This window comes from Allomuricauda sp. ARW1Y1 (assembly GCF_013407935.1).
Lineage (GTDB): Bacteria > Bacteroidota > Bacteroidia > Flavobacteriales > Flavobacteriaceae > Flagellimonas.
The window spans coordinates 85345-108885 of sequence record NZ_JACBZU010000006.1 but is presented as its reverse complement, the minus strand read 5'-3'; the positions used below and the strand labels follow the sequence as shown (position 1 = coordinate 108885).

Annotated in this window: 19 protein-coding genes; 8 read left to right on the top strand and 11 right to left on the bottom strand. The window is 43.3% G+C overall.

From position 1 onward, the window contains the following. The first annotated feature begins 7 nt into the window (after positions 1 to 7). The gene (gene ettA, locus GGE08_RS14485) at positions 8 to 1699 is read left to right on the top strand and encodes an energy-dependent translational throttle protein EttA (protein ID WP_179385605.1); all 1692 of its coding nucleotides are present in this window, start codon (positions 8 to 10) and stop codon (positions 1697 to 1699) included. Positions 1700 to 1713: 14 nt separating this feature from the next. Here the strand turns inward: ettA and GGE08_RS14480 are convergent, their stop codons facing one another. Together GGE08_RS14480 and GGE08_RS14475 are read right to left on the bottom strand one after the other, a co-directional pair. Further along, on the bottom strand, positions 1714 to 2388 hold the full coding sequence (locus tag GGE08_RS14480) for a hypothetical protein (RefSeq protein WP_179385604.1): 675 nt from the start codon (positions 2386 to 2388) through the stop codon (positions 1714 to 1716). A gap of 71 nt (positions 2389 to 2459) precedes the next feature. Then, on the bottom strand, positions 2460 to 3260 hold the full coding sequence (locus tag GGE08_RS14475; protein WP_179385603.1) for an MBL fold metallo-hydrolase: 801 nt from the start codon (positions 3258 to 3260) through the stop codon (positions 2460 to 2462). Positions 3261 to 3426: 166 nt separating this feature from the next. Here GGE08_RS14475 and GGE08_RS14470 point away from each other — a divergent pair, with 166 nt between their 5' ends. Further along, positions 3427 to 4317, top strand: coding sequence for a hypothetical protein (locus GGE08_RS14470; RefSeq protein WP_179385602.1), 891 nt, complete (start codon positions 3427 to 3429; stop codon positions 4315 to 4317). Positions 4318 to 4397: 80 nt separating this feature from the next. Here the strand turns inward: GGE08_RS14470 and fumC are convergent, their stop codons facing one another. The 5 genes from fumC to prfB all read right to left on the bottom strand — a co-directional run bounded on the left by fumC (position 4398) and on the right by prfB (position 10875). Further along, positions 4398 to 5795: a class II fumarate hydratase gene (fumC, locus tag GGE08_RS14465; protein WP_179385601.1), complete on the bottom strand. Its 1398-nt coding sequence runs from the start codon at positions 5793 to 5795 to the stop codon at positions 4398 to 4400. Between the two features lie 486 nt (positions 5796 to 6281). Then, entirely contained in the window at positions 6282 to 8765 is a 2484-nt protein-coding gene (locus tag GGE08_RS14460) for a TonB-dependent receptor domain-containing protein (RefSeq protein ID WP_179385600.1), read from the bottom strand. Between the two features lie 100 nt (positions 8766 to 8865). Beyond that, entirely contained in the window at positions 8866 to 9354 is a 489-nt protein-coding gene (locus tag GGE08_RS14455; protein ID WP_179385599.1) for a hypothetical protein, read from the bottom strand. A 68-nt stretch (positions 9355 to 9422) separates the two neighbouring features. Further along, positions 9423 to 9764 carry an arsenate reductase (glutaredoxin) gene (arsC, locus tag GGE08_RS14450; protein WP_179385598.1) on the bottom strand — a complete coding sequence of 114 codons (342 nt, stop codon included), beginning with the start codon at positions 9762 to 9764 and terminating at the stop codon, positions 9423 to 9425. Between the two features lie 9 nt (positions 9765 to 9773). Next, a protein-coding gene (prfB, locus tag GGE08_RS14445) for a peptide chain release factor 2 (RefSeq protein ID WP_179385597.1) occupies positions 9774 to 10875 on the bottom strand; the annotation gives its coding sequence in 2 pieces (ribosomal slippage) (positions 9774 to 10811 and positions 10813 to 10875; 1101 coding nt in all). Between the two features lie 224 nt (positions 10876 to 11099). Here prfB and GGE08_RS14440 point away from each other — a divergent pair. The 3 genes from GGE08_RS14440 to GGE08_RS14430 all read left to right on the top strand — a co-directional run bounded on the left by GGE08_RS14440 (position 11100) and on the right by GGE08_RS14430 (position 15169). Further along, a complete protein-coding gene (locus GGE08_RS14440; protein WP_179385596.1) occupies positions 11100 to 13502 on the top strand; it encodes a zinc-dependent metalloprotease in 2403 nt (800 codons plus the stop codon). Positions 13503 to 13510: 8 nt separating this feature from the next. Continuing rightward, complete coding sequence (locus tag GGE08_RS14435) at positions 13511 to 14536, top strand: threonine aldolase family protein (protein ID WP_179385595.1); 1026 nt, start codon at positions 13511 to 13513, stop codon at positions 14534 to 14536. A 339-nt stretch (positions 14537 to 14875) separates the two neighbouring features. Further along, positions 14876 to 15169: a GIY-YIG nuclease family protein gene (locus tag GGE08_RS14430; RefSeq protein WP_179385594.1), complete on the top strand. Its 294-nt coding sequence runs from the start codon at positions 14876 to 14878 to the stop codon at positions 15167 to 15169. A gap of 368 nt (positions 15170 to 15537) precedes the next feature. Here GGE08_RS14430 and GGE08_RS14425 read toward each other — a convergent pair whose 3' ends face one another. Continuing rightward, positions 15538 to 15864 (bottom strand): YbaB/EbfC family nucleoid-associated protein, encoded by a 327-nt coding sequence (locus tag GGE08_RS14425; RefSeq protein ID WP_179385593.1) that lies wholly within the window; start codon positions 15862 to 15864, stop codon positions 15538 to 15540. 102 nt (positions 15865 to 15966) lie between these two features. On the opposite strand from GGE08_RS14425, the gene GGE08_RS14420 reads away from it, so the two are divergent. The 3 genes from GGE08_RS14420 (at position 15967) to GGE08_RS14410 (ending at position 20603) form a co-directional block, all read left to right on the top strand. Next, positions 15967 to 18105 carry a S9 family peptidase gene (locus GGE08_RS14420; RefSeq protein ID WP_179385592.1) on the top strand — a complete coding sequence of 713 codons (2139 nt, stop codon included), beginning with the start codon at positions 15967 to 15969 and terminating at the stop codon, positions 18103 to 18105. A gap of 72 nt (positions 18106 to 18177) precedes the next feature. After that, positions 18178 to 19218: a PLP-dependent cysteine synthase family protein gene (locus GGE08_RS14415; RefSeq protein ID WP_179385591.1), complete on the top strand. Its 1041-nt coding sequence runs from the start codon at positions 18178 to 18180 to the stop codon at positions 19216 to 19218. Positions 19219 to 19343: 125 nt separating this feature from the next. Further along, the gene (locus tag GGE08_RS14410; protein WP_179385590.1) at positions 19344 to 20603 is read left to right on the top strand and encodes an aminotransferase class I/II-fold pyridoxal phosphate-dependent enzyme; all 1260 of its coding nucleotides are present in this window, start codon (positions 19344 to 19346) and stop codon (positions 20601 to 20603) included. A gap of 27 nt (positions 20604 to 20630) precedes the next feature. Here GGE08_RS14410 and GGE08_RS14405 read toward each other — a convergent pair whose 3' ends face one another. The 3 genes from GGE08_RS14405 to GGE08_RS14395 all read right to left on the bottom strand — a co-directional run bounded on the left by GGE08_RS14405 (position 20631) and on the right by GGE08_RS14395 (position 23485). After that, positions 20631 to 21455 (bottom strand): hypothetical protein, encoded by an 825-nt coding sequence (locus GGE08_RS14405; protein ID WP_179385589.1) that lies wholly within the window; start codon positions 21453 to 21455, stop codon positions 20631 to 20633. 78 nt (positions 21456 to 21533) lie between these two features. Next, a complete protein-coding gene (locus GGE08_RS14400; RefSeq protein ID WP_179385588.1) occupies positions 21534 to 22820 on the bottom strand; it encodes a M20 family metallopeptidase in 1287 nt (428 codons plus the stop codon). 74 nt (positions 22821 to 22894) lie between these two features. After that, the gene (locus GGE08_RS14395; RefSeq protein ID WP_179385587.1) at positions 22895 to 23485 is read right to left on the bottom strand and encodes a Crp/Fnr family transcriptional regulator; all 591 of its coding nucleotides are present in this window, start codon (positions 23483 to 23485) and stop codon (positions 22895 to 22897) included. Positions 23486 to 23541 lie beyond the last annotated feature (56 nt).

Genomic DNA, 23541 nt, shown 5'->3' with positions numbered 1-23541 from the left:
AAAGTAGATGTCAGACGATAAGAAAGTCATTTTTTCCATGTCTGGGGTAACCAAGACCTATAAATCGGCCAATACCCCCGTACTCAAAAATATTTACCTAAGTTTTTTCTACGGGGCCAAAATCGGGATTTTGGGTCTCAATGGTTCGGGTAAATCCACCTTGTTGAAAATCATTGCCGGGGTAGATAAGAACTATCAGGGCGATGTGGTTTTCTCTCCTGGGTATTCCGTCGGATACTTGGAACAGGAACCACAATTGGATGAAAACAAGACCGTACTCGAGGTGGTGAAGGAAGGCGTTGCCGAAACCGTTGCCATTTTGGACGAATACAACAAAATCAACGATATGTTCGGTCTCCCAGAGGTATACGAGGACCCGGACAAGATGCAAAAGTTGATGGACAAGCAGGCGGCCCTGCAAGATCAAATTGATGCCTCCAATGCATGGGAGTTGGATACGAAGTTGGAGATCGCCATGGATGCGCTTCGTACCCCAGAATCTGATAAAAAAATCAGTGTACTCTCTGGTGGTGAGCGAAGAAGGGTAGCCTTATGCCGTTTGTTGTTGAAAGAACCCGATGTTTTGCTATTGGATGAGCCTACCAACCACTTGGATGCCGAATCGGTACATTGGTTGGAGCACCACTTGGCGCAATATAAAGGAACCGTAATTGCCGTGACCCACGACCGTTATTTCTTGGATAATGTAGCAGGATGGATATTGGAACTCGACCGGGGCGAAGGAATCCCATGGAAAGGCAACTACTCCAGCTGGTTGGACCAAAAGGCCAAACGCTTGGAGCAAGAGAGCAAACAGGCAAGCAAGCGTCAAAAAACATTGGAGCGAGAGCTGGAATGGGTGCGCCAAGGGGCCAAGGGAAGACAGGCCAAACAAAAGGCCCGTTTGAACAATTATGATAAGCTCCTAAGCCAAGACCAAAAACAGATGGAGGAGAAGTTGGAGATTTACATTCCCAATGGTCCCCGTTTAGGTACGAATGTTATCGAGGCCAAGGATGTAAGCAAAGCTTTTGGCGATAAATTGTTGTATGAAAATCTCAACTTTAAACTGCCACAGGCCGGTATTGTGGGTATTATTGGGCCCAACGGAGCAGGAAAGACCACCATTTTTAGAATGATTATGGGCGAAGAAACCCCGGATAAAGGAGAATTTATTGTTGGGGATACCGCTAAGTTGGCCTATGTAGACCAGTCACATTCCAATATAGATCCTGAAAAAACCATCTGGGAAAACTTCAGCGATGGTCAGGAACTCATCATGATGGGAGGGAAGCAGGTGAACTCTCGGGCATATTTGAGTCGTTTTAACTTTTCTGGAAGTGAGCAGAACAAGAAGGTAAATATGCTTTCCGGAGGGGAACGTAACCGACTGCATTTGGCGATGACCTTAAAAGAAGAGGGTAACGTGTTGCTATTGGATGAGCCAACCAACGATTTGGATGTGAATACCTTGCGTGCCCTGGAAGAAGGTTTGGAAAACTTTGCGGGCTGCGCGGTAATCATTTCCCACGACAGATGGTTCTTGGATAGAATTTGTACCCACATTCTTGCCTTTGAAGGAGATTCACAAGTGTATTTCTTCGAAGGTTCGTTCTCGGATTACGAGGAAAATAAAAAGAAACGCTTGGGAACAGATATCATGCCCAAGCGTATCAAGTACAAAAAATTGATTCGTTAATAGGAATGGAGGAATTATTCTGCTCTACCGAGATTTTTGATGCCTTCCTCCAATAATCTTTTGGCTTTTTCAAGATAAGCTCTTTGATGCGCCGATAAACTGTTAGGATCTTCCCCAGCAGCAGTCGGACCAATGGAATTGGAAAGCTCTATCAATTGGTCAATGGCTTGTTCTGCCGATTTGAGCTTGTCATCGGCGTGTTTTTCAAAGACTTTGATCATTTCCATTTCCATGGCAGCCACGGAAGCTGTTTCGGTGGTTGGCTCTGCATCTTCGGTTTCTTCCGAAAAACTTACGGTTTCTTCAACAGTAGGGGACGTACCTAGGGTGCATTGGTCGATAATGGTAATCAATTCATTGATTTCGCCAACGGCCTTTTTGGTAAAGAATCGACCAGCCTCCCAATCAATCGGTTCAACAGCCTTGTCCAAGGTTTCCATGGCATCCAAGGTTTTGTTCTTAGCTTTGTCACAATTGCATTCCGCCATAAAATCTTCTGATTTTTCCAAAGCCGTCAAAGCTCTTTCGGCATAATACATTTGATGTTCAAAGTTGGTGGCTTCCATCGCTTTTTTGCCATGGCTCAGCGCATAGGTAACTTTTGAATAGAAATTATCACATTGGGCATAGGTAGCTTGCGCCGCAAAAATCAGCACAAAAACTACTAGAACATGGGATTTGGGAACCATATTAAAGTGTATTTGATTTGGTTGTTAAGTTCGTAATGCTAACGGTGAAGTTAGGACATTATTTCATTTGACTAGTAATCTTCGTTCGGGTACCAGTCCAATTGCACCACCTCAATGGAGGAGTCACCCTGGTTTACCAGCGCTTTAAATTTTTCCACATCGCTCACCTCGGGTCTTCCCCTAAAGTGATACGGATACACTTGGTCCGGCTTGAATTCCAACACGGCATCCGCAGCGCTTTCCACGGTCATGGTGTAGGGAAGGTTCATGCAGACAAAGGCTTTGTCGATATTTTCCAATGCGCGCATTTCTGGAATATCTTCCGTATCGCCCGAAAAATAGATGCGTTCATCACCGAACGTAAAGACATAGCCATTTCCTCTGCCTTTCACGTGAAAGTCTTTGGCTTCTTCACGAAGGTTGTACATGGGAATAGCCTTTACTGTGAACCCTGCCATTTCCTTGGTTTCACCATTATTGATGACAGTGGTTTTGGATGAGAGGTTTTCCTCCATTTGCATTTTCACAGCTTCGGGAGCAATAATTTGCACCCCTTCCAGATTTAATGCGTTTAGGGTTTCGGGATTAAAATGGTCACCGTGTATATCCGTAATAAATATCATATTCGGTGATGGTTGCCCTTCAAAAGCAGCTTCGCCACCAACAGGGTCTATATATATGGTATGTCCGTCCCACTCGATTACAGCAGTGGCATGTTCAATAGGCGTGATTTTGGCAGGGTCCGTAGTGGTCGTCATTTCAGTGACCGTTTCTTCCATTTCGGTGGAGGAGTCCTTTTTTTCGGTTTTCATCTTGCAAGAATTCAGAACAAGGAGCAATGCTGTGGCTGTAATCAAGAATTTTCTTTTCATCTTTATTTTTTTAGATACCCTTAAAAATAAGGGATTACGGAGAGAATTGTAATTTTTTTCAAAAGAATATTTCATCCAAATAGTCCAAACCAAAATACTATGCGTATATAAACTGAACATGATTGATTAAAAACCTTAAACGCAAAATCAATTAAAACAAAAAGTTATGACTGAAACAAAAAATAACAATAACGGGTTGAAAGTAATTGCTGGTCTGTTGGGTGTAGTTCTTTTGGGAACTATTATTTACACGGTAAGTCTGTACCAAGATAAAAAGAAAACTACACAAGCCCTTACCCAAGAGAAGGAATTGGTTGTAGAGGATTTGAACAATTTGAAATCTGAGTACGACAAAGCAATTTTGGAGAGCAACGCTACCAACGAAGAGTTGGTTGCCGCTAGGGACAACATCGCAAAGTATATTGATTCTGTAAGCAGCATGAAGGCAGACATCGCTACACTTTCAAGATATAGAAGACAAGTAAGTGTTCTTAAAGCTGAAAGAGAGAAGCTGTTAAAGCAAGTTGATTCCTTGACACAGTCCAACAGCTTGTTGGCCATGCAAAGAGACAGCACTTTTGCCGAATTGGAGCAACAAACCGTTTTCAACGATTCTTTGATCATCCAGAACACTCAATTGGCCGATGCCGTGGAAAGAGGTTCTGCGCTTAACTTGAGCACCATCAGCGTTGATGCCATTAAAGAAAGAAACAGCGGTAAATTGGTTTCTACCAGAAGAGCCAGAGCTACCGATAAATTTAAAGTTTGCTTTACCATTGCCGATAACGTAATCGCTGAGGCTGGTGACAGAGAATTCTACATTGAAGTTCTTGGACCACAAGGCAATGTACTGGGCGAAGGTTTGACCAAGACCACAGAAGAAGGTAACTCCTTAACCTACAGTAAAGGAACCAACTTCTACTACGAGAACGATGCATTGGATGTATGTGACTACATTAATAAGCCAAGTGGTGATTTCCAAGAAGGAAACTACATGGTTAATGTGTATGACAACCAATTGAAACTATTGGGTACATCTAGCTTCGAATTGAAATAGTAAACACACTATCACCATAAATAAAAGGGCCCGTCCAATTTTGGACGGGCCTTTTTTCTATTTGTAAGATTGGCATTTCTCTATTTAAGACTGCCTACCATATCTTCGGGCTTCACCCATTCATCATATTCCTCTGGGGTCACATATCCAAGGTTAACGGCCTCTTCCCTTAAGGTAGTGCCATTTTTATGGGCTGTGTTGGCAATTTCGGCCGCTTTGTAGTACCCGATTTTGGTGTTAAGGGCAGTAACCAACATCAAAGAGTTGTTCAACAAGGTTTTAATGGTCTCGTGGTTGGGTTCAATACCGGCGGCACAGTTTTCATCAAAACTTACGCAGGCATCGCCCAATAATTGGGCAGATTGCAAAATATTGGCAGCCATCATCGGTTTAAAAACATTCAATTCGTAATGTCCTTGCGTACCACCAACGGAAATGGCCACATCGTTCCCCATCACCTGTGCACAGACCATGGTCAATGCCTCACATTGGGTAGGGTTCACCTTTCCGGGCATAATGGAACTTCCGGGTTCGTTGGCAGGAATAATGATTTCCCCGATACCGGAACGAGGTCCAGAGGCCATCATACGGATATCATTCGCAATTTTGTTCAAAGAAACCGCTAGTTGTTTTAAGGCACCATGACTTTCCACGATGGCATCGTGCGCGGCCAACGCCTCAAATTTGTTACCAGCAGTAACGAATGGTTTTCCAGTAAACTCGGCAATATATTTGGCAACGAGAACATCATAACCCTTAGGGGTGTTTAGGCCCGTACCTACCGCAGTACCGCCCAAAGCCAATTCGCTCAAATGGGGAAGTGTGTTTTTCAAAGCTTTCAAGCCATGGTTCAACTGGGAAACATAGCCCGAAAACTCTTGTCCCAAGGTTAGGGGAGTGGCATCCATCAAATGGGTCCTTCCAATCTTTACCACGTCCTTGAATTCCTCGGATTTTTTCTGCAACGTATCTCTTAATTGCTCTACCCCGGGAATGGTGACGTCCACTATTTTTTTGTAGGCTGCGATATGCATTCCCGTAGGGAAGGTATCATTGGAGGACTGACTTTTATTCACATCATCATTGGGCTGGATGGTTTTTTCGCCTTCCCCGATTTTCTTACCCGCAATTTCATGAGCGCGGTTGGCAATCACTTCGTTTACGTTCATGTTGCTTTGGGTACCCGAACCGGTTTGCCAAATAACCAATGGAAACTGGTCATCATGTTTGCCTTCGAGTATTTCGTCGCATACTTGTGCAATCAAATCCCTTTTTTCTTGGCTCAATACGCCCAATTCGTGGTTGGTAAATGCGGCCGCTTTCTTGAGATAGGCAAAACCATAAACCACATCCAAGGGCATGGATGCAGGGGCCCCAATTTTAAAGTTGTTGCGGGAACGCTCCGTTTGGGCTCCCCAATATTTGTCGGCGGGTACTTTTACCTCGCCCATTGTATCTTTTTCAATCCTAAAACCCATAGTTTAAAATTTTGTTTCACAAAGGTAGGATATCGGGTATTTATATGGTAATTGATGGCAATAAATACACTTTTTTTGCCCTAGCATTTGCTTTTTTTGATAAGAAGAAAGTATCTTTGTTAAAACAAAAGGAGTAAAGATGTTCGAATTTGACCAGTATTTAGGTTTTTTAGCGTTTCTAACAATTTTGACAATCGGTTTTTGGTTGATGATATTCCTATTGACCTTTGTGGTACCTTACTGGTTGATTGGAAACCTTAGGGAAATGTTCAAAGAAAGACGAGAGGCCAAACGTGCCCAACTCGAAGAATAAAATATATACAAGGAGCCATTTGGCTCCTTTTTTTTATCCACTATTTAGCTTTCGTATGATCGAAGGCTATTTTTTTGACCCATAATTTGGGTTCATGTACGGAGCGACAAAATAAAAAAAGCAGCCATTCGGCTGCTTTTCCTGTTCAAGTTTCGGGGGAACTAAACCGTTTCTTAATACTCTCCCTCATCATCATCACCTCCACCTTGCCTGTCCTGTCCACGACGACGTTGTTCCTTTGGTTGGTTAAATCTATAAATAAAGGATAGGTTCACCTGTCTCTCCCTCCATTGAAATTCACTATCGGAGGTAAAGGTAGGGGTCTGCGTGAACGACATTCGCTTTCTGGAGTTGAAAACATCGCTGACATTTAAGGAAACGGTCGCGTTATCCTTGAACAAATCTTTGCTAATGGCCAAGTTAAGGGAGAAAATTCCCTTATTTTCGGTTTGGGCATTTTGTGTGGGTCCCCTATAAAAGGAGTTCAACTGAAGGTCTATTTTCTTGGGCAAGGTAAATTTGGAGCTCATTCTTGCAAACCAGCTGGTGTTCTCTGCCCCAAAATCCACACCATTAAAAGTTCCTTCAGAATTAAATGTAAAAAAGTTGAAACTACCATTTAAGCGCCACCACTTGGCTGGGTTGTAAATGGCTCCAGCTTCGGCACCGATACGTTCATTGGTGGAAAGGTTAATGGGTACCGAACGAATTATTTGAATACCGTCCGAAGTGATTTCACCGGTCTCTTCCTGTATACGTTCAAAGGAATTGGTTTCTCTCTGATAATACACCGATGTGGTAAGTGTCAATTTCTTCCAACGCTTCAAATATCCCAAATCAAATGCATTGGCAAAGGCTGGGTCCAAATCCGGGTTACCCTGAAAAACATTGGTCCTACTTGAACGGGAGGGAAAGGGATTGATGAACCACCCTCTTGGCCTATTGATCCTACGGTTATAACCCAGGGAGATATTTTCAGTTTTGGAAATCTCATAGATAAGGTTCACCGTTGGAAAAAGTCCTAAATAATTCTTATCAAAATTCAAATCCACATCCTCACCTACAATCTCTTGCAATGCTTCGCCATCGATGGTGGAATCCACGCTACCAATAAGCTCTGTGTTTTCCAAACGAAGGCCAAGCAACATCGAAATCTTACCATATTTGTTTCCATATTGGGTGTAGATGGCGTTAACGTTTTCGCGATAGGTAAAAATGTTGGTCAAATCCCTGTTGGTTGCAAATTCACCTGTTCCAATGTTCAAGGTGTCCAACTGAAAATCGCTCACCTCTTTTTCAAATGTACCACGGTAACCTGCCTCAAATTGTGCATCGCCCATAGGCAACACATAATCGATTTGGGCCAAAATATCATCTTGGGTCTGGATTTCGTAAATATTTTCCCTTGCCAACAAATCCGTGTTGGGTACGATATTGCTTTCTTGGATTTCTGTCAGTACATCCTCATCGTCATACGAATATTGAAAGTCTGCCGTCAATTCGTGCCCATCATCATTAAAACGGTTGGTGTAGTTAAAGGAAACTTGATAACTATTATCGTTTTCAAGCTGATTTTCGGTCCTAAAGGTTCTGCTGCTCAATTCGCCGTCCATAAAACGTTGGTTGTCGTTTTCGGTCAAATCGTTCTCATCGGACCATCGGTAGAAAAAACTACCGGTTACGGAGGACTTCTCGGTCAAAAAATACTCCATTCCAATGTTTAGGCTCAAACCATTATCATCGCGGTTGATGTCCCTGTCTTCAATGATTCGGTCAAAATCACTTAAGTCGGTCAAATATCTGTTGTCGAAAAATCCATTTCCTGGGGGTTTTCTTTTAAAGTATCCCAGCGTATTGAAAATATTGAATTTTTCTGTCCGGATATTAAAATTGGAGGTTACCCTGGCATTCAACGGATCACCAATAGTTGCATTGATGGAACCATTGATTCCAAGGGTTTTCTCCTTTTTAAGGACAATGTTAAGAATACCTGCCGTACCCTCTGCATCATAACGGGCCGAAGGACTGGTAATTACTTCGACCTTTTCAATGGCGTCGGCAGGTAATTGTTGTAATATATCGGTAGACCCAAAACCTGCCAAGGCAGATGGCTTACCGTTGATAAGAATACGTACGTTATCATTTCCACGAAGGCTGATGCCTCCTTCAACATCAACAGACACCGAAGGAATGTTCCCGAGTGCATCACTGACGTTTCCGCCGCTAGTGGTGATGTCCTTACCTATGTTATATACTTTTTTGTCCAACCGCACCTCAACAGTGGTTTTTTCACCTACTACTTCTACCTCTGCGAGTTGTGCCACATCTGGTGATAGGGTGATAGTGCCCAAGTTGGTATCTGAATTATAGGTTTGTGCTTGAAGGGAATAGGTTTTGTAGGAAATGAATTCTACACGAATATTATATTTACCGGGAGTAGTTTCAATTTCAAACTCACCCGAAAGGTCGGTAATGCCTCCGGTAACTTGATCTGGACTGTCCGCATTTTGCAGCACAAAGGTGGCATACTCCAAGGGTTGACCTGATTCGGAATCGACAACCTTCCCAGAAAGGGTAATGGATGATCGATTTTGCTGTGCTACACTTTGAAACGTGGTAAGGGTCAGAAGCAATAACGGGATAAATATCCTGTGCATAGTTTGATTTTTATGCCACAAAATTGACAGAAAATAAATGCACATAAAATATTAATCCCTCAACAACGGAATTGAGCCTGCGAATGACCTTAAAGAATTGTTAACCCTTGTCTTTTTTGTCCTTTTTTCTCTTTTTTTTCCTCTTGGCCTTGAATTGGTTTTCCTGTAGCTCCATAAAGGCCTCGAATTTATCTTCGGGAAGTCCGGCCTTCAGTTCTGCATCTTGACGCCTTTTGATTTTTTCTACCTCTTCTTTCATTTTAAGAGGTTCCAATTGCAATATTTGAAGTTCGATACGCTGTTGTACGGATTGAACCAATGAGGTGCGTACCACGGCCTGTTCAAAAGGGTCCAATTCAAGGGCTTCCGTGATGGAAGGCATTTGTGAATCCACAATTTCTTGCGCTGTTGGGGGTGTCTCCTCCTTTTGGGTTTCCACAGGTCCCGCTTGGGGTATTGAGGTTCTGCCCCTGCCGTACATACTGCGGTTGCCATAAGGCGACCCATAGCCAAATTGCGCGGACAAATCGTTTATACAAAGCATACCCGTCAAAAGAGTGATATAGAAGAGGATTTGTTTTCTTTTCATGGGATAAAGATAGTATTTAGGTTGAAAAAACCCGTGGAAACGGTGTTAAATGTAACTGGCTATCAAGCTTATAGTAAGTTGGAAATGTTCTCTGGCGGTCTGCCAACAACCGCTTTTTTTCCGTTTACAACAATGGGTCGTTCAATCAGTTTTGGATTTTCTGCCATGGCTGTGATCACTTCCTCGTCCGTCAACGTTTTTCCCTTGAACTTTTCCTTCCAAATCGCCTCGGTTTTTCGAACTAGGTCAATCGGAGCAATGCCCAGATACGCAATCAAGGTCTTCAGTTCCTCTTTACTGGGTACATCATCCAGATATTTGACCACTTCAAATGCCTTGCCTGACTTTTCCAAAATGGCCAGACCTTCTCTGGACTTTCTACATCTTGGATTATGATAAATCTTAATCATGTCTTTATTTTAATCTTGTTCTTCTTTTTGCCCCATCATCATTAAATAGGCCTTTAAAAATGCATCCAGATCGCCATCCATAACGGCATCCACATTACCGGTCTCTTCCCCGGTTCTCACATCCTTCACCAATTTGTAGGGATGCATCACGTAGTTACGAATCTGCGATCCCCATTCAATCTTCATTTTAGAGGATTCGATTTCGGCCCGGGCCTCCTGCTTTTTGCGCAGTTCGATTTCATAGAGCTGCGATTTCAGCATTTTCATGGCCGTTGCCCTGTTATCGTGTTGGGAACGGGAATCGGAACAGGATATTTGAATTCCGGTAGGTTTGTGCACCAACTGCACCTTGGTTTCCACCTTGTTCACATTTTGTCCGCCCGCACCACTGGAACGTGCCGTTGTGATTTCGATTTCGGAAGGATTCACCTCAATTTCAATGCTGTCGTCCACTAGTGGGTACACATACACCGATGCAAAGGAGGTGTGTCTCTTCGCATTACTATCAAAAGGGGATATGCGCACCAAACGATGCACCCCGTTTTCTCCTTTTAGCCAGCCAAAGGCGTATTCCCCTTCAATTTCCAGGGTTACCGTTTTTATCCCCGCCACATCACCCTCTTGGTAGTTGAGTTCCTTGATTTTATAACCGTTCTTTTCGGCCCACATCATGTACATGCGCATGAGCATGGACGCCCAGTCGCAACTTTCCGTTCCCCCGGCACCAGCGGTGATTTGAAGCACGGCGGTAAGTTCATCACCTTCTTCCGAAAGCATGTTGCGGAACTCCAATTTTTCGATGGCGTCAGTGGCCTTATCAAACTGCTTGGAGACCTCCTCTTCGGAAACCTCCCCAGCTTGTAGGAACTCCATAAGGACCTCAAGGTCGCCGACCAGAGTTTTGGCCTCCTCAAAGTCTTCTACCCATTTCTTTTTGGATTTGATGGATTGCATTTGTTTTTGGGCTTCTTGCGGATTGTCCCAAAAACCGGGAGCGAGGGTTTTTTCTTCCTCGTTCTCTATTTCAATACGTTTGGCATCGATGTCAAAGATACCTCCTTAACGCACCAAGGCGCTCAATAAGATCTTTCTGCTGATCTGTGGTTACCATGTAATCTATTTTGAGGTAAAAATAAGTTTCTTTCGGCACATGACCTTAAGATATCTTCAATACTATTCGAATAGAAAAAGGGAACAGTAAAGTCACAAAAAATAAAAATCTGCAATAGGGCAGGGTAGATTTTATGAATTTCCCTTTTTAATCGCCGTACTATTTTTTGGCAGGTGAACTTTAAAATGATTTCCATATTTTTAAGGCACTAATTCAACCAGCTCATGAAGAACACTACTACACTCATCGCCCTTTGCTACTTTATTTGTACCTCCCTCGGGGCCCAAACATTCGAAAAGACCAAGGATTTTCAGAAATTCAAGGGCTATTTTGATTTTTATTATGACGATTCCACTGATAAGATCTATCTGCAAGTGGATGATTTGGAGAAGGATTTTTTATATGTGTATTCCCTCAGTAGCGGTATCGGCAGCAATGATATTGGCCTAGATCGAGGTCAATTGGGCAACGAACAGGTGGTTTTCTTCCGTAAGGCAGGCAAAAAACTCTTACTGGTACAGCCCAATTTGGAGTTCCGGGCCATTACCGATAATGAACTGGAAAGAAAATCGGTGGAGCAGGCTTTTGCCAAATCCATTTTGGAGGGATTTGAAATCGTGGAGGAATCCAAGGGCAGTTATCTCATAGATTTCACGGACTTTTTGATGCGCGATGCCCATGGGGTTTCCAACCGATTGAAACGGGGCAAACAGGGTTCGTACAGCTTAGATAAATCCAAAAGCGCTTGGGCCTTTGACCGTACCAAGGCATTTCCAAAAAATGTGGAGTTCGATGTTATCCTTACCTTTAAAGGCGAACCAGAAGGTGCATGGATACGTTCCGTGACACCAACGCCCAGCTTGGTCACCGTTGCGCAGCACCATTCCTTGATTGAATTACCGGATGATAATTTTGAAAAAAGGGAATATGACCCACGAAGTGGCGGTTATCCTTTTTCGTATTATGATTATGCGACACCGGTTCAGGAATCCTTGGTGAAGCGATTCATTAGAAGACACCGTTTGCAAAAGAAAGACCCCAATGCCGAAGTTAGCGAAGCTGTTGAGCCCATCATTTATTATTTGGATAACGGAACACCGGAGCCCATTCGGTCCGCACTATTGGATGGTGGAAAATGGTGGAATCAGGCCTTTGAAGCTGCTGGCTATAAGGATGCCTTTCAAATGAAAATATTGCCCGATGATGCCGACCCTCTTGATGTTCGCTACAATGTAGTGCAATGGGTGCACCGCTCCACAAGGGGATGGAGCTATGGAGCCAGCGTGGTAGATCCACGAACAGGAGAAATCCTGAAAGGTCACGTGAGCTTGGGAAGTCTTCGAATCCGTCAGGATTTTATGATCGCACAAGCTTTGATGAACCAACCGTTTGCGGAAAGGGATGATAATTATCAACCCATGTTGGAGTTGGCCCTTGCAAGAATACGCCAACTCTCCGCACACGAGATAGGACATACCCTCGGGTTTGCCCACAACTTTGCGGCAAGTACCAATAACAGGGCTTCTGTAATGGATTATCCACATCCACAATTTGAGCTCAAAGGAGGAGATATCAGTTTTGAAAATGCCTACGATACCGGTATTGGAGAGTGGGACAAAGTTACCGTAGCCTATGCCTATTCCGACTTCCCCAGTGGCACCAACGAGAAGGAAGCCTTGAACGCTATTTTGGAGAAAGCACAGCAGGAAGGATTGCGCTATATTTCCGATCAGGATGCGCGTCCACAAGGAGGTGCCCACGCCTTGGCCCATTTGTGGGACAATGGTAAAATTGCCAGTGAAGAACTGGAAAAAATGTTGGAAATCCGGAAAAAGGCAATCCAAAACTTTTCTGTGGACAACATAAGGACTGGAGAGACGTATTCGGTACTCGAAGATGTATTCGTACCAATTTACTTTTTCCACAGGTACCAAACCGAAGCAGTTTCCAAAGTCATCGGCGGATTGGATTATAACTATGCCGTAAAAGGAGGTGGACAAACCCCGGTAAAACCAGTGAACCAAGCGGTTCAGGAAAAAGCTTTGGAGTCTATATTGAGAACGTTGGATGCCGAAGTCATTGCGGTACCAAAGGATAAACTGGACCTCTTTCCGCCACGTGCCATCGGTTTTAATCGTTCCAGGGAATCTTTCAAGGGTCGCACCGGCGTTAGTTTTGATGCACTTTCTGTGGCCGAGACAGCGGCCGACATGACGTTGGAATTATTGTTGCACCCAGAACGGGCTTCCCGATTGATTCAGCAAAAGAGTTTGGATAAAAATCAAGTGGGACTCAAGGAAGTATTGGATGAAACAATTAAAGCGACCATAGATCGCTCGCATCGGGATGACTACGAAGAAGAAGTACAGCATACCATTAATTTTAGGGTGTTGTATCACCTAATGAATCTTGCGGCTCACAATGCCGTTCATCCACAGGTAAATGCCGTCGCCAATGAAGCGTTGGACAATCTTAAGACCCAATTGCTGACAGATGGGAAAAATCCAATTTCAGCGGAAATGGTAAGGCGTATTGACGCCTTTATGAAAGAACCTTCAGAATTCAAACTTATTCCAGTGTCCACAATACCCGATGGGTCACCTATTGGAATGGACTGTATGGACTAAACAATTTTATGGAAATAAACTTAATAAGTGACACGGTCACTCGACCTTCGGCAGGAATGTTGGAGGCCATGATGAATGCAAAAGTAGGGGACGATGTGTTTAAAAACGACCCTACGGTCAATGAACTGGAAGCCAAGGTTGCCGATTATTTTGGGATGGAAGCTGCGCTCTTTTTTCCCAGTGGCACTATGACCAATCAAACAGCAATAAAACTACATACCCAGCCCGGAGATCAGCTGATTTGTGACAAGTATGCCCATATCTATAATTACGAGGGAGGAGGTGTAAGCTTTAACAGCGGGGTTTCCTGTAAGTTGGTGGACGGCCATCGCGGTATGATGACGGCCGAACAGGTGGAAGCCTCCATCAATCCACCAGATTTTTATCACAGCCCATTGACCACTTTGGTCTGTATCGAGAATACCACCAACAAAGGAGGCGGAGCCTGTTGGGATTTTGAGGAATTGAGGAAAATCCGCAGCGTTTGTGATAAGCACAATCTAAAATACCATTTGGATGGTGCCCGACTTTGGAACGCTTTGGTGAAAAAAGGAGAAGACCCAAAAGCCTACGGCTCGTTGTTCGATACCATTAGTGTATGTTTGAGCAAGGGTATGGGGTGCCCTGTTGGCTCTGTATTGGTGGGGAGTCAGGACCATATCGACAAAGCGCTTCGCATCCGAAAAGTTTTTGGGGGAGGTATGCGCCAATCAGGCTATTTGGCGGCCGCTGGCATCTATGCTTTGGACAACAATATAGACCGACTAGCGGAAGACCATCAAAAGGCGAAAGAAATAGGCGAGGTACTCCAGACCCTGGATTTTATCAAAAAGGTGGAGCCCATCGAGACCAATATCATCATTTTTGAAATCAACGAGCATAAAATGTCATCCGAAGCATTTTTGGAGCAATTGACCAAAAATAAGGTCTCCATCATTGGGATGGGTCAGGGCAAACTGCGGATAGTCACCCATTTGGATTACACCGATGACATGCACCAGCATTTCTTAAAGGTTTTGAAAAGTATAGGATGATCGTATGGTCACTTCGAGTGGTTTTGGCGGAGCCAAAATTGTATCGAGAAGTGTTTTTGTCCGCATCATGAAAGAGGGTTTTCATAAAAAGGTTCTCGATACATTTCCTTCGGAAACACTCGAACTGACATGATATTGCCGGTTGGTCACTTCGAGTGGTTTTGACGAAGTCAAAAGTGTATCGAGAAGTGTTTTTTGTCCGCATCTTGAAAGAGGGTTTTTATTAAAAGGTTCTCGATACATTTCCTTTGGAAACACTCGAACTGACACGATTCCTCGGAATGATTATTTTAACTATTTTAGAAAATCCCAAGTTCTATCGAGAAATTAGCAACCATAATGATAACCTATTTTGTGTATATCCTACAATGCTCTGACAATACGTTTTATACTGGAATAACTTCGGATTTAACGGGTAGGTTGGAATCTCATCAACAAGGAAAATATCAAAATAGCTACACGTATTCCAGGAGACCTGTAGAGTTGGTTTATTATTGTGAATTTACAGACCCGAACAAGGCTATTCTCACGGAAAAGCAAATCAAAAAATGGTCTAAAAGTAAAAAACAAGCTTTAATAGCAGGTGAATTTGACAAACTTCCTAATTTATCAAAGAAAAGCTTCAAAAAATGATTGGTTCTCGATACATTTCCTCCGGAAATACTCGAACTGACATGATAGGGCTGAATTGTCACTTCGAGTGGTTTTGGCGAAGCCAAAAGTGTATCGAGAAGTGTATTTGTCCCCTTGTGATTAAAAAAGTGTTGCAGTAAAAAGTTCTTGATACGTTTCCTTCGGAAACACTCGAACTGACATGATATTATTGGTTGGTCACTTCGAGTGGTTTGGGCGAAGCCAAAATTGTATCGAGAAGTGTATTTGTTTTCTTGTGATCAAAAAAGTATTGTAGTAAAAGGTTCTCGATACATTTCCTCCGGAAACACTCGAACGTACGACTGAATTCTAAAATCTAGTGTCTCAATACTAATATCTCACGACGATTATTTCATAAAAGCATCCATTCCCGGAATGTTGGGCATGCCTTCCTTGGCTACAGCCGCCAATTCAGCTTCATTAATTTTAGTAGCCTTTTCAATGGCTTTATTTAGGGTTAACACCAAATAATCCTCCAGTTGTTCCTTGTCTTCCAATAAAGAATCGTCAATACTGATGGATTTAATCTCACGATTCGCCGTCAAGGTCACTTTGAGCAATCCATCAGAGGACGCCTCATCGATCATTACCGTATGCAATCGTTCCTTGGTTGCTTCCACTTTCTTTTGGGTCTCTTTGATTTTGCCCATCATTCCCATTAAATCTCCAAACATATCTTTACAATTTTCGCTTGTCCGTTCACTATCAAAACAAGCCGTGCTTTACTATTTGTCAAACGTAAGGACAAAAGTAGTAAATTGGCCAAAACACTTTCCATGAAACAAATGATTTCAAGAATATCTGTTCTGGTTTTATGCCTTATTTTTGCCACCGCTTGCAAGAACAACAAAGACGAAGCCATGAATATTACTCCGCCTGTAGCCCCAAAGCATCCAACAAAGCTCGAAAAACACGGTGATGTCAGAATCGATGACTACTATTGGATGAACAATAGGGAAGACCAACAGGTGCTCGATTACCTGAATGCGGAAAACGACTATTTCCAAAAAATGACCGCCCATACCCAAAAATTCCAGGAGGAACTTTTTCAGGAAATGAAGGCCCGAATCAAAGAAGATGATGAATCCGTTCCTTATCAATTGGACGGGTTTTGGTACATTACCCGTTACGAAGAAGGCAAAGAGTATCCCATTTATTCCAGAAAAAAGGGGAGCTTGGATGCCGAAGAAGAGTTGTTGTTCGATTGCAACCAAATGGCCGAAGGACACGAATATTTCAACCTTCGGGGCGTTTCCATCAGTCCAGATAACAAATTGGCTTCCTTTGGAACGGATACCATATCCAGAAGGCAATACAATATTCAAATAAAGAACTTGGAATCGGGCGAAATATTCCCGGATATCATTGAGAACACTACCGGAAGTTCCGTCTGGGCCAACGATAACAAAACGCTTTTCTACACCAAAAAAGATCCGGTAACCCTTCGGTCAGATAAAATTTTTAAGCATGTTTTGGGTACCTCATCTGATGAAGATGAGCTGGTTTTTCACGAAAAGGATTCCACTTACAACACTTTCGTGTACAAGACCAAATCCCGTGATTATATCGTTATCGGTTCCAGTAGCACGCTTACTTCCGAATATCGCTTTTTGGATGCCGATGATCCCAATGGAAAATTCAAGGTGTTTTCGCCACGTGAAAAAGGAGTGGAATATTCCATTTCCCATTTTGAGGGTGATTTTTATGTGTTGACGAATAGGGATGGTGCGACCAACTTTAAATTGATGAAAACGAGTGAAAACAACACCTCATCAGAACATTGGGAAGAATTTATTCCGCATGATGAAGAGGTATTGTTGGAAGATGTTGAAATTTTCAGGGACTATTATGTGGTCACCGAACGCAGGAACGGGCTCAGCCAAATGAAAATTGCCAAATGGGACGGTTCAGACAGTTATTATTTGCCTTTTGAAAGCGAAACCTATGTAGCAGGACCTTCGGTGAATTTGGATTTTGATACCAAAGTGCTTCGGTATTACTACAATGAAATGGGCGAGCCTTACGCCGTTATTGATTTTGACATGGAAACACGAACCAAGACTGTTATGAAGCAGCAAGAAGTCTTGGGAGGCAAATTCGACAAGAACAACTACAAAACAGAGCGGTTATGGGCTACCGCAAGGGATGGTAAAAAAGTACCCATTTCCGTTATCTATCGCAAGGATACTCCTTTGGATGGTACCAGTCCGTTGTTGCAATATGGATATGGTTCCTATGGAGCTACCATGGACCCCTATTTTTCATCCATTCGATTGAGTTTGTTGGATCGTGGCTTTATTTATGCCATCGCACACGTGCGTGGCGGCGAATATTTGGGAAGACCTTGGTACGAGGATGGAAAATTATTGCAGAAAAAAAATACCTTCACCGATTTCATTGATGTCAGTAAATTTTTGATAGAACAAAAATATACCAGTTCCGAGCATTTATATGCCATGGGTGGTTCTGCCGGTGGACTTTTGATGGGAGCCATCATCAATATGGAGCCGGAACTTTATCATGGTATCATTGCTGCGGTACCTTTTGTGGATGTGGTCACCACCATGTTGGACGATACCATTCCATTGACCACGGGCGAGTATGACGAATGGGGAAATCCGAACGAAAAGGAATATTATGATTATATGAAATCCTATTCGCCATACGATAATGTGGAGGCCAAGGCATATCCGCATATGTACGTCTCCACGGGCTTGCACGATTCCCAAGTACAGTACTGGGAGCCTGCCAAATGGGTGGCCAAATTAAGAGAATACAAAACAGATAACAACCTCCTGTTTTTGGATACCAATATGGATGCAGGACATGGCGGGGCATCGGGCCGTTTTGAGGCTTTGAAGGAAACGGCAAAGGAATATGCGTTCATTTTGGACTTGGAAGGAAAAGCCCTTTAAAAATAAAATGTTACATTTGCACCGAACAAATGCCTTATCTTTAAAGGTGTTGTTCCCTACCTAATACCAGTTATGAAGAAACAGATAAATGCGCACAGCAATATCCTAGACCTAATTGGAAGTACCCCCTTAGTTAAGCTAAACAGAATTACTGCCCCCCTAACCGGAAACTTCTATGCCAAATTGGAATGTTTCAATCCGGGACATTCGGCAAAAGATAGAATTGCGATTCATATCATCGAGGAGGCGGAGCGAAAAGGCATCTTAAAGCCTGGCAGCACCATTATTGAGACTACCTCAGGGAATACAGGCTTTAGCCTGGCCATGGTAAGTATCGTGAAAGGGTATAAGTGCATTTTGGCCGTAAGTTCAAAGTCATCACCTGACAAAATAGATATGTTGCGTTCCATGGGAGCCAATGTTTATGTATGTCCAGCGCACGTGAGCGCAGATGACCCCCGTTCCTACTACGAGGTGGCCAAACGTTTGCATAGTGAAACACCAAATTCCATATACATCAACCAATATTTTAATGAGCTCAATATTGATGCCCATTATTCCAGCACTGGACCTGAAATTTGGGAGCAGACCAATGGTCAAATTACCCATTTGGTAGCATGTAGCGGAACAGGAGGGACTATTTCAGGAATTGCGCGCTATCTGAAAGAGCAAAACCCCAACATCAAGGTTTTGGGTGTTGATGCATACGGTTCCGTTTTGAAAAAATATCACGAAACAGGGGAATTCGACCACAACGAAGTATATCCGTACCGAATTGAAGGCTTAGGTAAAAACTTGATACCTGCCGCCACCGATTTCAATGCCATTGACAGATATGTAAAGGTAACCGATGGTGAAAGTGCGCACATGGCCCGCAAATTGGCCCATACCGAAGGTATTTTCGCCGGTTACACCAGTGGTGCAGCGACCCAAGCCCTGTACCAGTTGAATACCGAAGGAGAATTTACCGAAGATAGCAATGTGGTGGTAGTTTTCCCAGACCACGGTTCCAGGTACATGAGCAAAGTTTACAGTAACGAATGGATGGAAAATCAAGGCTTCTTTGATATCCAGAACGCCGAAGTACCCGAGGAAATCAAGTATATTAAATAAACCAGTACCCGATAATACCTCAACTACGGCGATGAAATTTCATCGCCGTTTTTTTTATCTGAAAATTTCGTTATGCAAGGTTCGTAAAAATCTATACTTTTGCAGATGAATTAACATTAAGGTAGATGAGAGATTTATTCGATAGAATCATTGAGAACAAAGGACCTTTGGGAAAATGGGCCTCACAGGCTGAAGGCTATTTTGTTTTTCCCAAGTTGGAAGGACCAATTTCCAACAGAATGAAGTTTCAAGGAAAGGACGTTATAACGTGGAGTATCAATGACTATCTAGGTTTAGCCAACCTACCTGAAATCAAGAAAGTGGACGGGGAAGCCGCGATGGAGCACGGAGCTGCCTATCCTATGGGCGCACGTATGATGAGCGGCCATACCGATTATCACGAACAATTGGAAAAGGAATTGGCCGAGTTCGTGAACAAGGAAGCTGCGTATTTGCTCAATTTTGGATACCAAGGATTTATGTCCGTAGTGGATGCCTTAGTTTCCAAAGACGATATCATTGTATACGATGTGGATTGCCATGCGTGTATTATTGATGGTGTTCGCTTGCACATGGGCAAGCGCTTCACCTTTAAGCATAACGATGCTGAAAGTTTGGAGAAGAATTTGGAGCGTGCCACCAAACTGGCCAGCGAGACCGGTGGCGGTATCTTGGTAATTTCTGAAGGAGTTTTTGGAATGCGCGGTGAGCAAGGTATCCTTAAGGAGATTGTAGCACTCAAGAAAAAATTCAAGTTCCGATTGTTGGTAGATGATGCCCACGGATTTGGAACCTTGGGTAAAACAGGGGCCGGAGCAGGCGAGGAGCAAGGCATTCAGGATGATATTGATGTTTATTTGGCCACCTTCGCCAAGTCAATGGCCGGAATCGGTGCTTTTGTGGCAGCTCAAAAGGAAATTGTGGAATACTTAAAATATAATTTAAGGTCGCAAATGTTCGCTAAATCATTACCTATGGTTTACGTAAAAGGCGCCTTAAAAAGATTACATATGCTGCGCACCATGCCAGAGCTTAAAGCAAAGCTTTGGGAAAATGTGAACGCACTTCAAAATGGATTAAAGGAGAGAGGGTTCGATATTGGTACAACCACCAGTTGCGTTACTCCCGTTTACTTAAATGGTAGTATTCCCGAAGCAATGGCCTTGGTGAAGGATCTGCGTGAAAACCATGGGATTTTCTGTTCTATTGTGGTATATCCCGTAATTCCGAAGGGATTAATCTTGCTTCGTTTGATTCCAACCGCAACACACACCATGCAAGATATCGAGGAAACCTTGGACGCTTTCTCAGCAATCAGGGAACGCTTGCAAAATGGAACCTACAAAAGACTTTCTGCTGCCGTAGCGGCGGCCATGGGAGAGTAATTTCTTTATTTACTCACATTAAAAATCTTAATTGCAGCGGACTTTGTTCCGCTGCAATGCGTATTGGGTGTTTCCTCGCCGCCATCTTCCCTGCCTTACCTCGTTTTCGTTGAAGGGATTTATGCTGGTATCACCGTTATAATATTGAAGATAAACCGCTGGTGAACCTTGGTACGACACCAGTTGCCATGTGCCAGAGCTATTTCCGTAGGAAGCTCCCTGGGCATTGCCACCATAATCGCCTTCCACACTGAACGAACCATCCGTGTTCATTGAAAAAGTACCATTGGCACAAAAATTCACATAGGTAATGGAACTGGCCATGCTATCGTTTACGTATGAGGTACGCTGGTAAAAAACCAACTGACTCCCGGAAATGATGTTCAGCAACCCTTGGTTGTCAAGTTCAGGGTATTGACCGTCAGTGTTTACAGGTGATGGTGGATTGGGGGTTCCATTTATAGTATTCCCCGAAACACCGCTATTATCCCTCATGTAGGGGGTCAAATCGAAACTGCCCAAATTGTGAAGATCAGAATACTTGTAAAAGGGTTCATTGTATCCCGTGGCACGAACGCTCATTTGCAAACCGGATAGATTGGCTTCAAACGGAACAGGCCCATCCAAACCGTAGATTTGGCCGTTCAGCCGAGTGTCGGTACCCGTGGCCCTGATAGCAAAACTTGCTCCCACCGCGGCCAGCATACCGTGATATTCATCGCCCACCCGTTTAAATTGTATGGAAATACTTTCCGAAGTGTTTATGAAGGTCCCTACAAAGTTGGAACTTTGCCCAAAAGCAGCAAACACGGTTAAGACAAGGATACTAAAAAGCAGTGTAATCTTTTTCATAGGCAGCGATAATAGTTCTAAAGCTATCAAAAAGATGCTTATCCCACAATTAAATTAGATATTCGGTATGCTTCAATCTTATTGTTCCAAACGTTCCACCATCAATGAAGCGAATAGGTTGACCCCAGTTCGAATACAGCTTTCATCAACCGCAAAATTTGGTGAATGTGTTTGTGCGATGATACCCTTTTCGTAATTGGAGCCGCCCATAAAAAAGTACACACTGGGCACTTTGGGCTGAAAAAAGGCAAAATCATCACTCCTACCATCAGCTACCACCCCATGCAGGCGAAGCACCCTATCTTCACCGTAGATACTTGATAATTGTTCCAAACTTTCGTTTACAAGTCTTTCGTTGTTGTCCAGCGTGGGAAATACATGTACCAATTCTGCTACCAAAAAATCATTGGCAAAATCCGATTCGTCAATTCGCTTTTTAAGTTCGGGCAAGGCCGCATCCCGCTGTTTTTTGTCGCTAAAACTTAAAAAAGCACTGATTTTAACACCTTCCTCCGTTTCTTTGACCCTGAAATTTCTGTTATCTACGGTAGTGTAATTGGTGTAAATGGATTTGGGGCCCGCTATACCAATTTCTGGGTCGCCCATATTCTGCATGTTCCAAAATTTGCTGTCTTTGGGAACATTTTCAAGACCATGGACCTGCTTTTTGACGAATTTCGTCAAAGCTTCGGTATTGCCATTGTCCTTGAATCTGATATCCACCCTTTTGTAGTCGGAGAACATTTCCTCTGGTTTTACAGCAATGGTACCGGCAGGGAATGGCGTTACATGCATGGCATACATTTCTTCGGGGTCGATCAACTGGAACAATCCATCGTCCATCATGGCCAAGGCTCCTTTTATATTTTCTTCGGAAGGCTGAAAGACAAAATAGATGGTTCCTTCCAACCGTTCCCTTTGCGCTGCCAAAACAGTGGCCATCCCAAGTGCTACGGTGGTATGTACATCATGACCGCAGATATGACGAACCCCCTCAGTTTCCGATGCAAAAGCTACCACATCGGGCGCATTGGATGGCATAGCGTCCATATCGGCCCGCCATGCTATCTTTTTACCGGGTTTGCCTCCCTTTAAAATACCAACAACCCCATAGCCACCAATTCCAGTTTTAACTTCCAAACCAAGTGAGCTCAGATATTCGATTACCTTTTGCGAGGTACGCTGTTCCTCACCACCAACTTCAGGATGTCGGTGAAAGTCCCGACGAATCTTTACAAGGCTGTCAAATATCATCTCAGTATGTTCTTGTATATCCTTGTGTATGTTTTGTTGACTGAACGCTGCTATGGAGAAGAGTACGTATAAAAATAAGGTCAATGTGTAGGATGGATTTCTTGGCATCATGTTATTCTTGTTTTGTTTAATGCAACAAAGATGCGATGCAATGCTCGGCCTAACCTGACACATATGTGACAAACTTACTTTTTGGCAATTTTACTTCGGATTCGACTCAACGATTGACGTTCTATCCCCAAGAAGGATGATAAATGGGTGAGGCTTACCCGATTGAGTAGCTCGGGATGGTTCTTTACAAAATTAAGATAGCGCTCCTCCGCAGTTTCGAACAGAAAACTCTCCGTGCGGTCGGTCTGAATGGTGAGCACTTGCTCGGCAATGAGCCGACCATATCTTTCATTGCTCTTAAATTGTTCGTAGCCTTGCTGAATATCTTTGTATGAAAGTAAAATGATGGTGCATGGTTCCAGGCATTCCATGTGATATTTGGAAGGTTTTTGACGGATAAAGGCAGGGTAGTCGGTTGCGTATTCGTTTTCTTTTACAAATCCAGTGGTAATGGACTTTCCCTTGTCGTTAATATAATATCTGCGAAGCAATCCCTTACTTACATAGCCCATGGTGGTCTGAACCTCTCCGCTTTCAAAGAAAAACTCTTTTTGGCCATACTCCTTGATGGATAATTGGGACCGGAGTAGTTCCAGTTCTTCTGCCGTTAGATGTGAAAATTGTTGAAGGTAATTCTCCAGGTATTTTTGATGCTCTGGTTTCAATGGGCAATTGTTCTTGGTAGAAAAATACAATAAAAATTATGGAATTTAGCCAGCCG

Excerpts from the sequence above, each read along its gene's own strand:
- ettA (WP_179385605.1), top strand. The coding sequence starts at position 8 with ATGTCAGACGATAAGAAAGTCATTTTTTCCATGTCTGGGGTAACCAAG.
- GGE08_RS14480 (WP_179385604.1), bottom strand. The coding sequence starts at position 2,388 with ATGGTTCCCAAATCCCATGTTCTAGTAGTTTTTGTGCTGATTTTTGCG.
- GGE08_RS14475 (WP_179385603.1), bottom strand. The coding sequence starts at position 3,260 with ATGAAAAGAAAATTCTTGATTACAGCCACAGCATTGCTCCTTGTTCTG.
- GGE08_RS14470 (WP_179385602.1), top strand. The coding sequence starts at position 3,427 with ATGACTGAAACAAAAAATAACAATAACGGGTTGAAAGTAATTGCTGGT.
- fumC (WP_179385601.1), bottom strand. The coding sequence starts at position 5,795 with ATGGGTTTTAGGATTGAAAAAGATACAATGGGCGAGGTAAAAGTACCC.
- GGE08_RS14460 (WP_179385600.1), bottom strand. The coding sequence starts at position 8,765 with ATGCACAGGATATTTATCCCGTTATTGCTTCTGACCCTTACCACGTTT.
- GGE08_RS14455 (WP_179385599.1), bottom strand. The coding sequence starts at position 9,354 with ATGAAAAGAAAACAAATCCTCTTCTATATCACTCTTTTGACGGGTATG.
- arsC (WP_179385598.1), bottom strand. The coding sequence starts at position 9,764 with ATGATTAAGATTTATCATAATCCAAGATGTAGAAAGTCCAGAGAAGGT.
- GGE08_RS14440 (WP_179385596.1), top strand. The coding sequence starts at position 11,100 with ATGAAGAACACTACTACACTCATCGCCCTTTGCTACTTTATTTGTACC.
- GGE08_RS14435 (WP_179385595.1), top strand. The coding sequence starts at position 13,511 with ATGGAAATAAACTTAATAAGTGACACGGTCACTCGACCTTCGGCAGGA.
- GGE08_RS14430 (WP_179385594.1), top strand. The coding sequence starts at position 14,876 with ATGATAACCTATTTTGTGTATATCCTACAATGCTCTGACAATACGTTT.
- GGE08_RS14425 (WP_179385593.1), bottom strand. The coding sequence starts at position 15,864 with ATGTTTGGAGATTTAATGGGAATGATGGGCAAAATCAAAGAGACCCAA.
- GGE08_RS14420 (WP_179385592.1), top strand. The coding sequence starts at position 15,967 with ATGAAACAAATGATTTCAAGAATATCTGTTCTGGTTTTATGCCTTATT.
- GGE08_RS14415 (WP_179385591.1), top strand. The coding sequence starts at position 18,178 with ATGAAGAAACAGATAAATGCGCACAGCAATATCCTAGACCTAATTGGA.
- GGE08_RS14410 (WP_179385590.1), top strand. The coding sequence starts at position 19,344 with ATGAGAGATTTATTCGATAGAATCATTGAGAACAAAGGACCTTTGGGA.
- GGE08_RS14405 (WP_179385589.1), bottom strand. The coding sequence starts at position 21,455 with ATGAAAAAGATTACACTGCTTTTTAGTATCCTTGTCTTAACCGTGTTT.
- GGE08_RS14400 (WP_179385588.1), bottom strand. The coding sequence starts at position 22,820 with ATGATGCCAAGAAATCCATCCTACACATTGACCTTATTTTTATACGTA.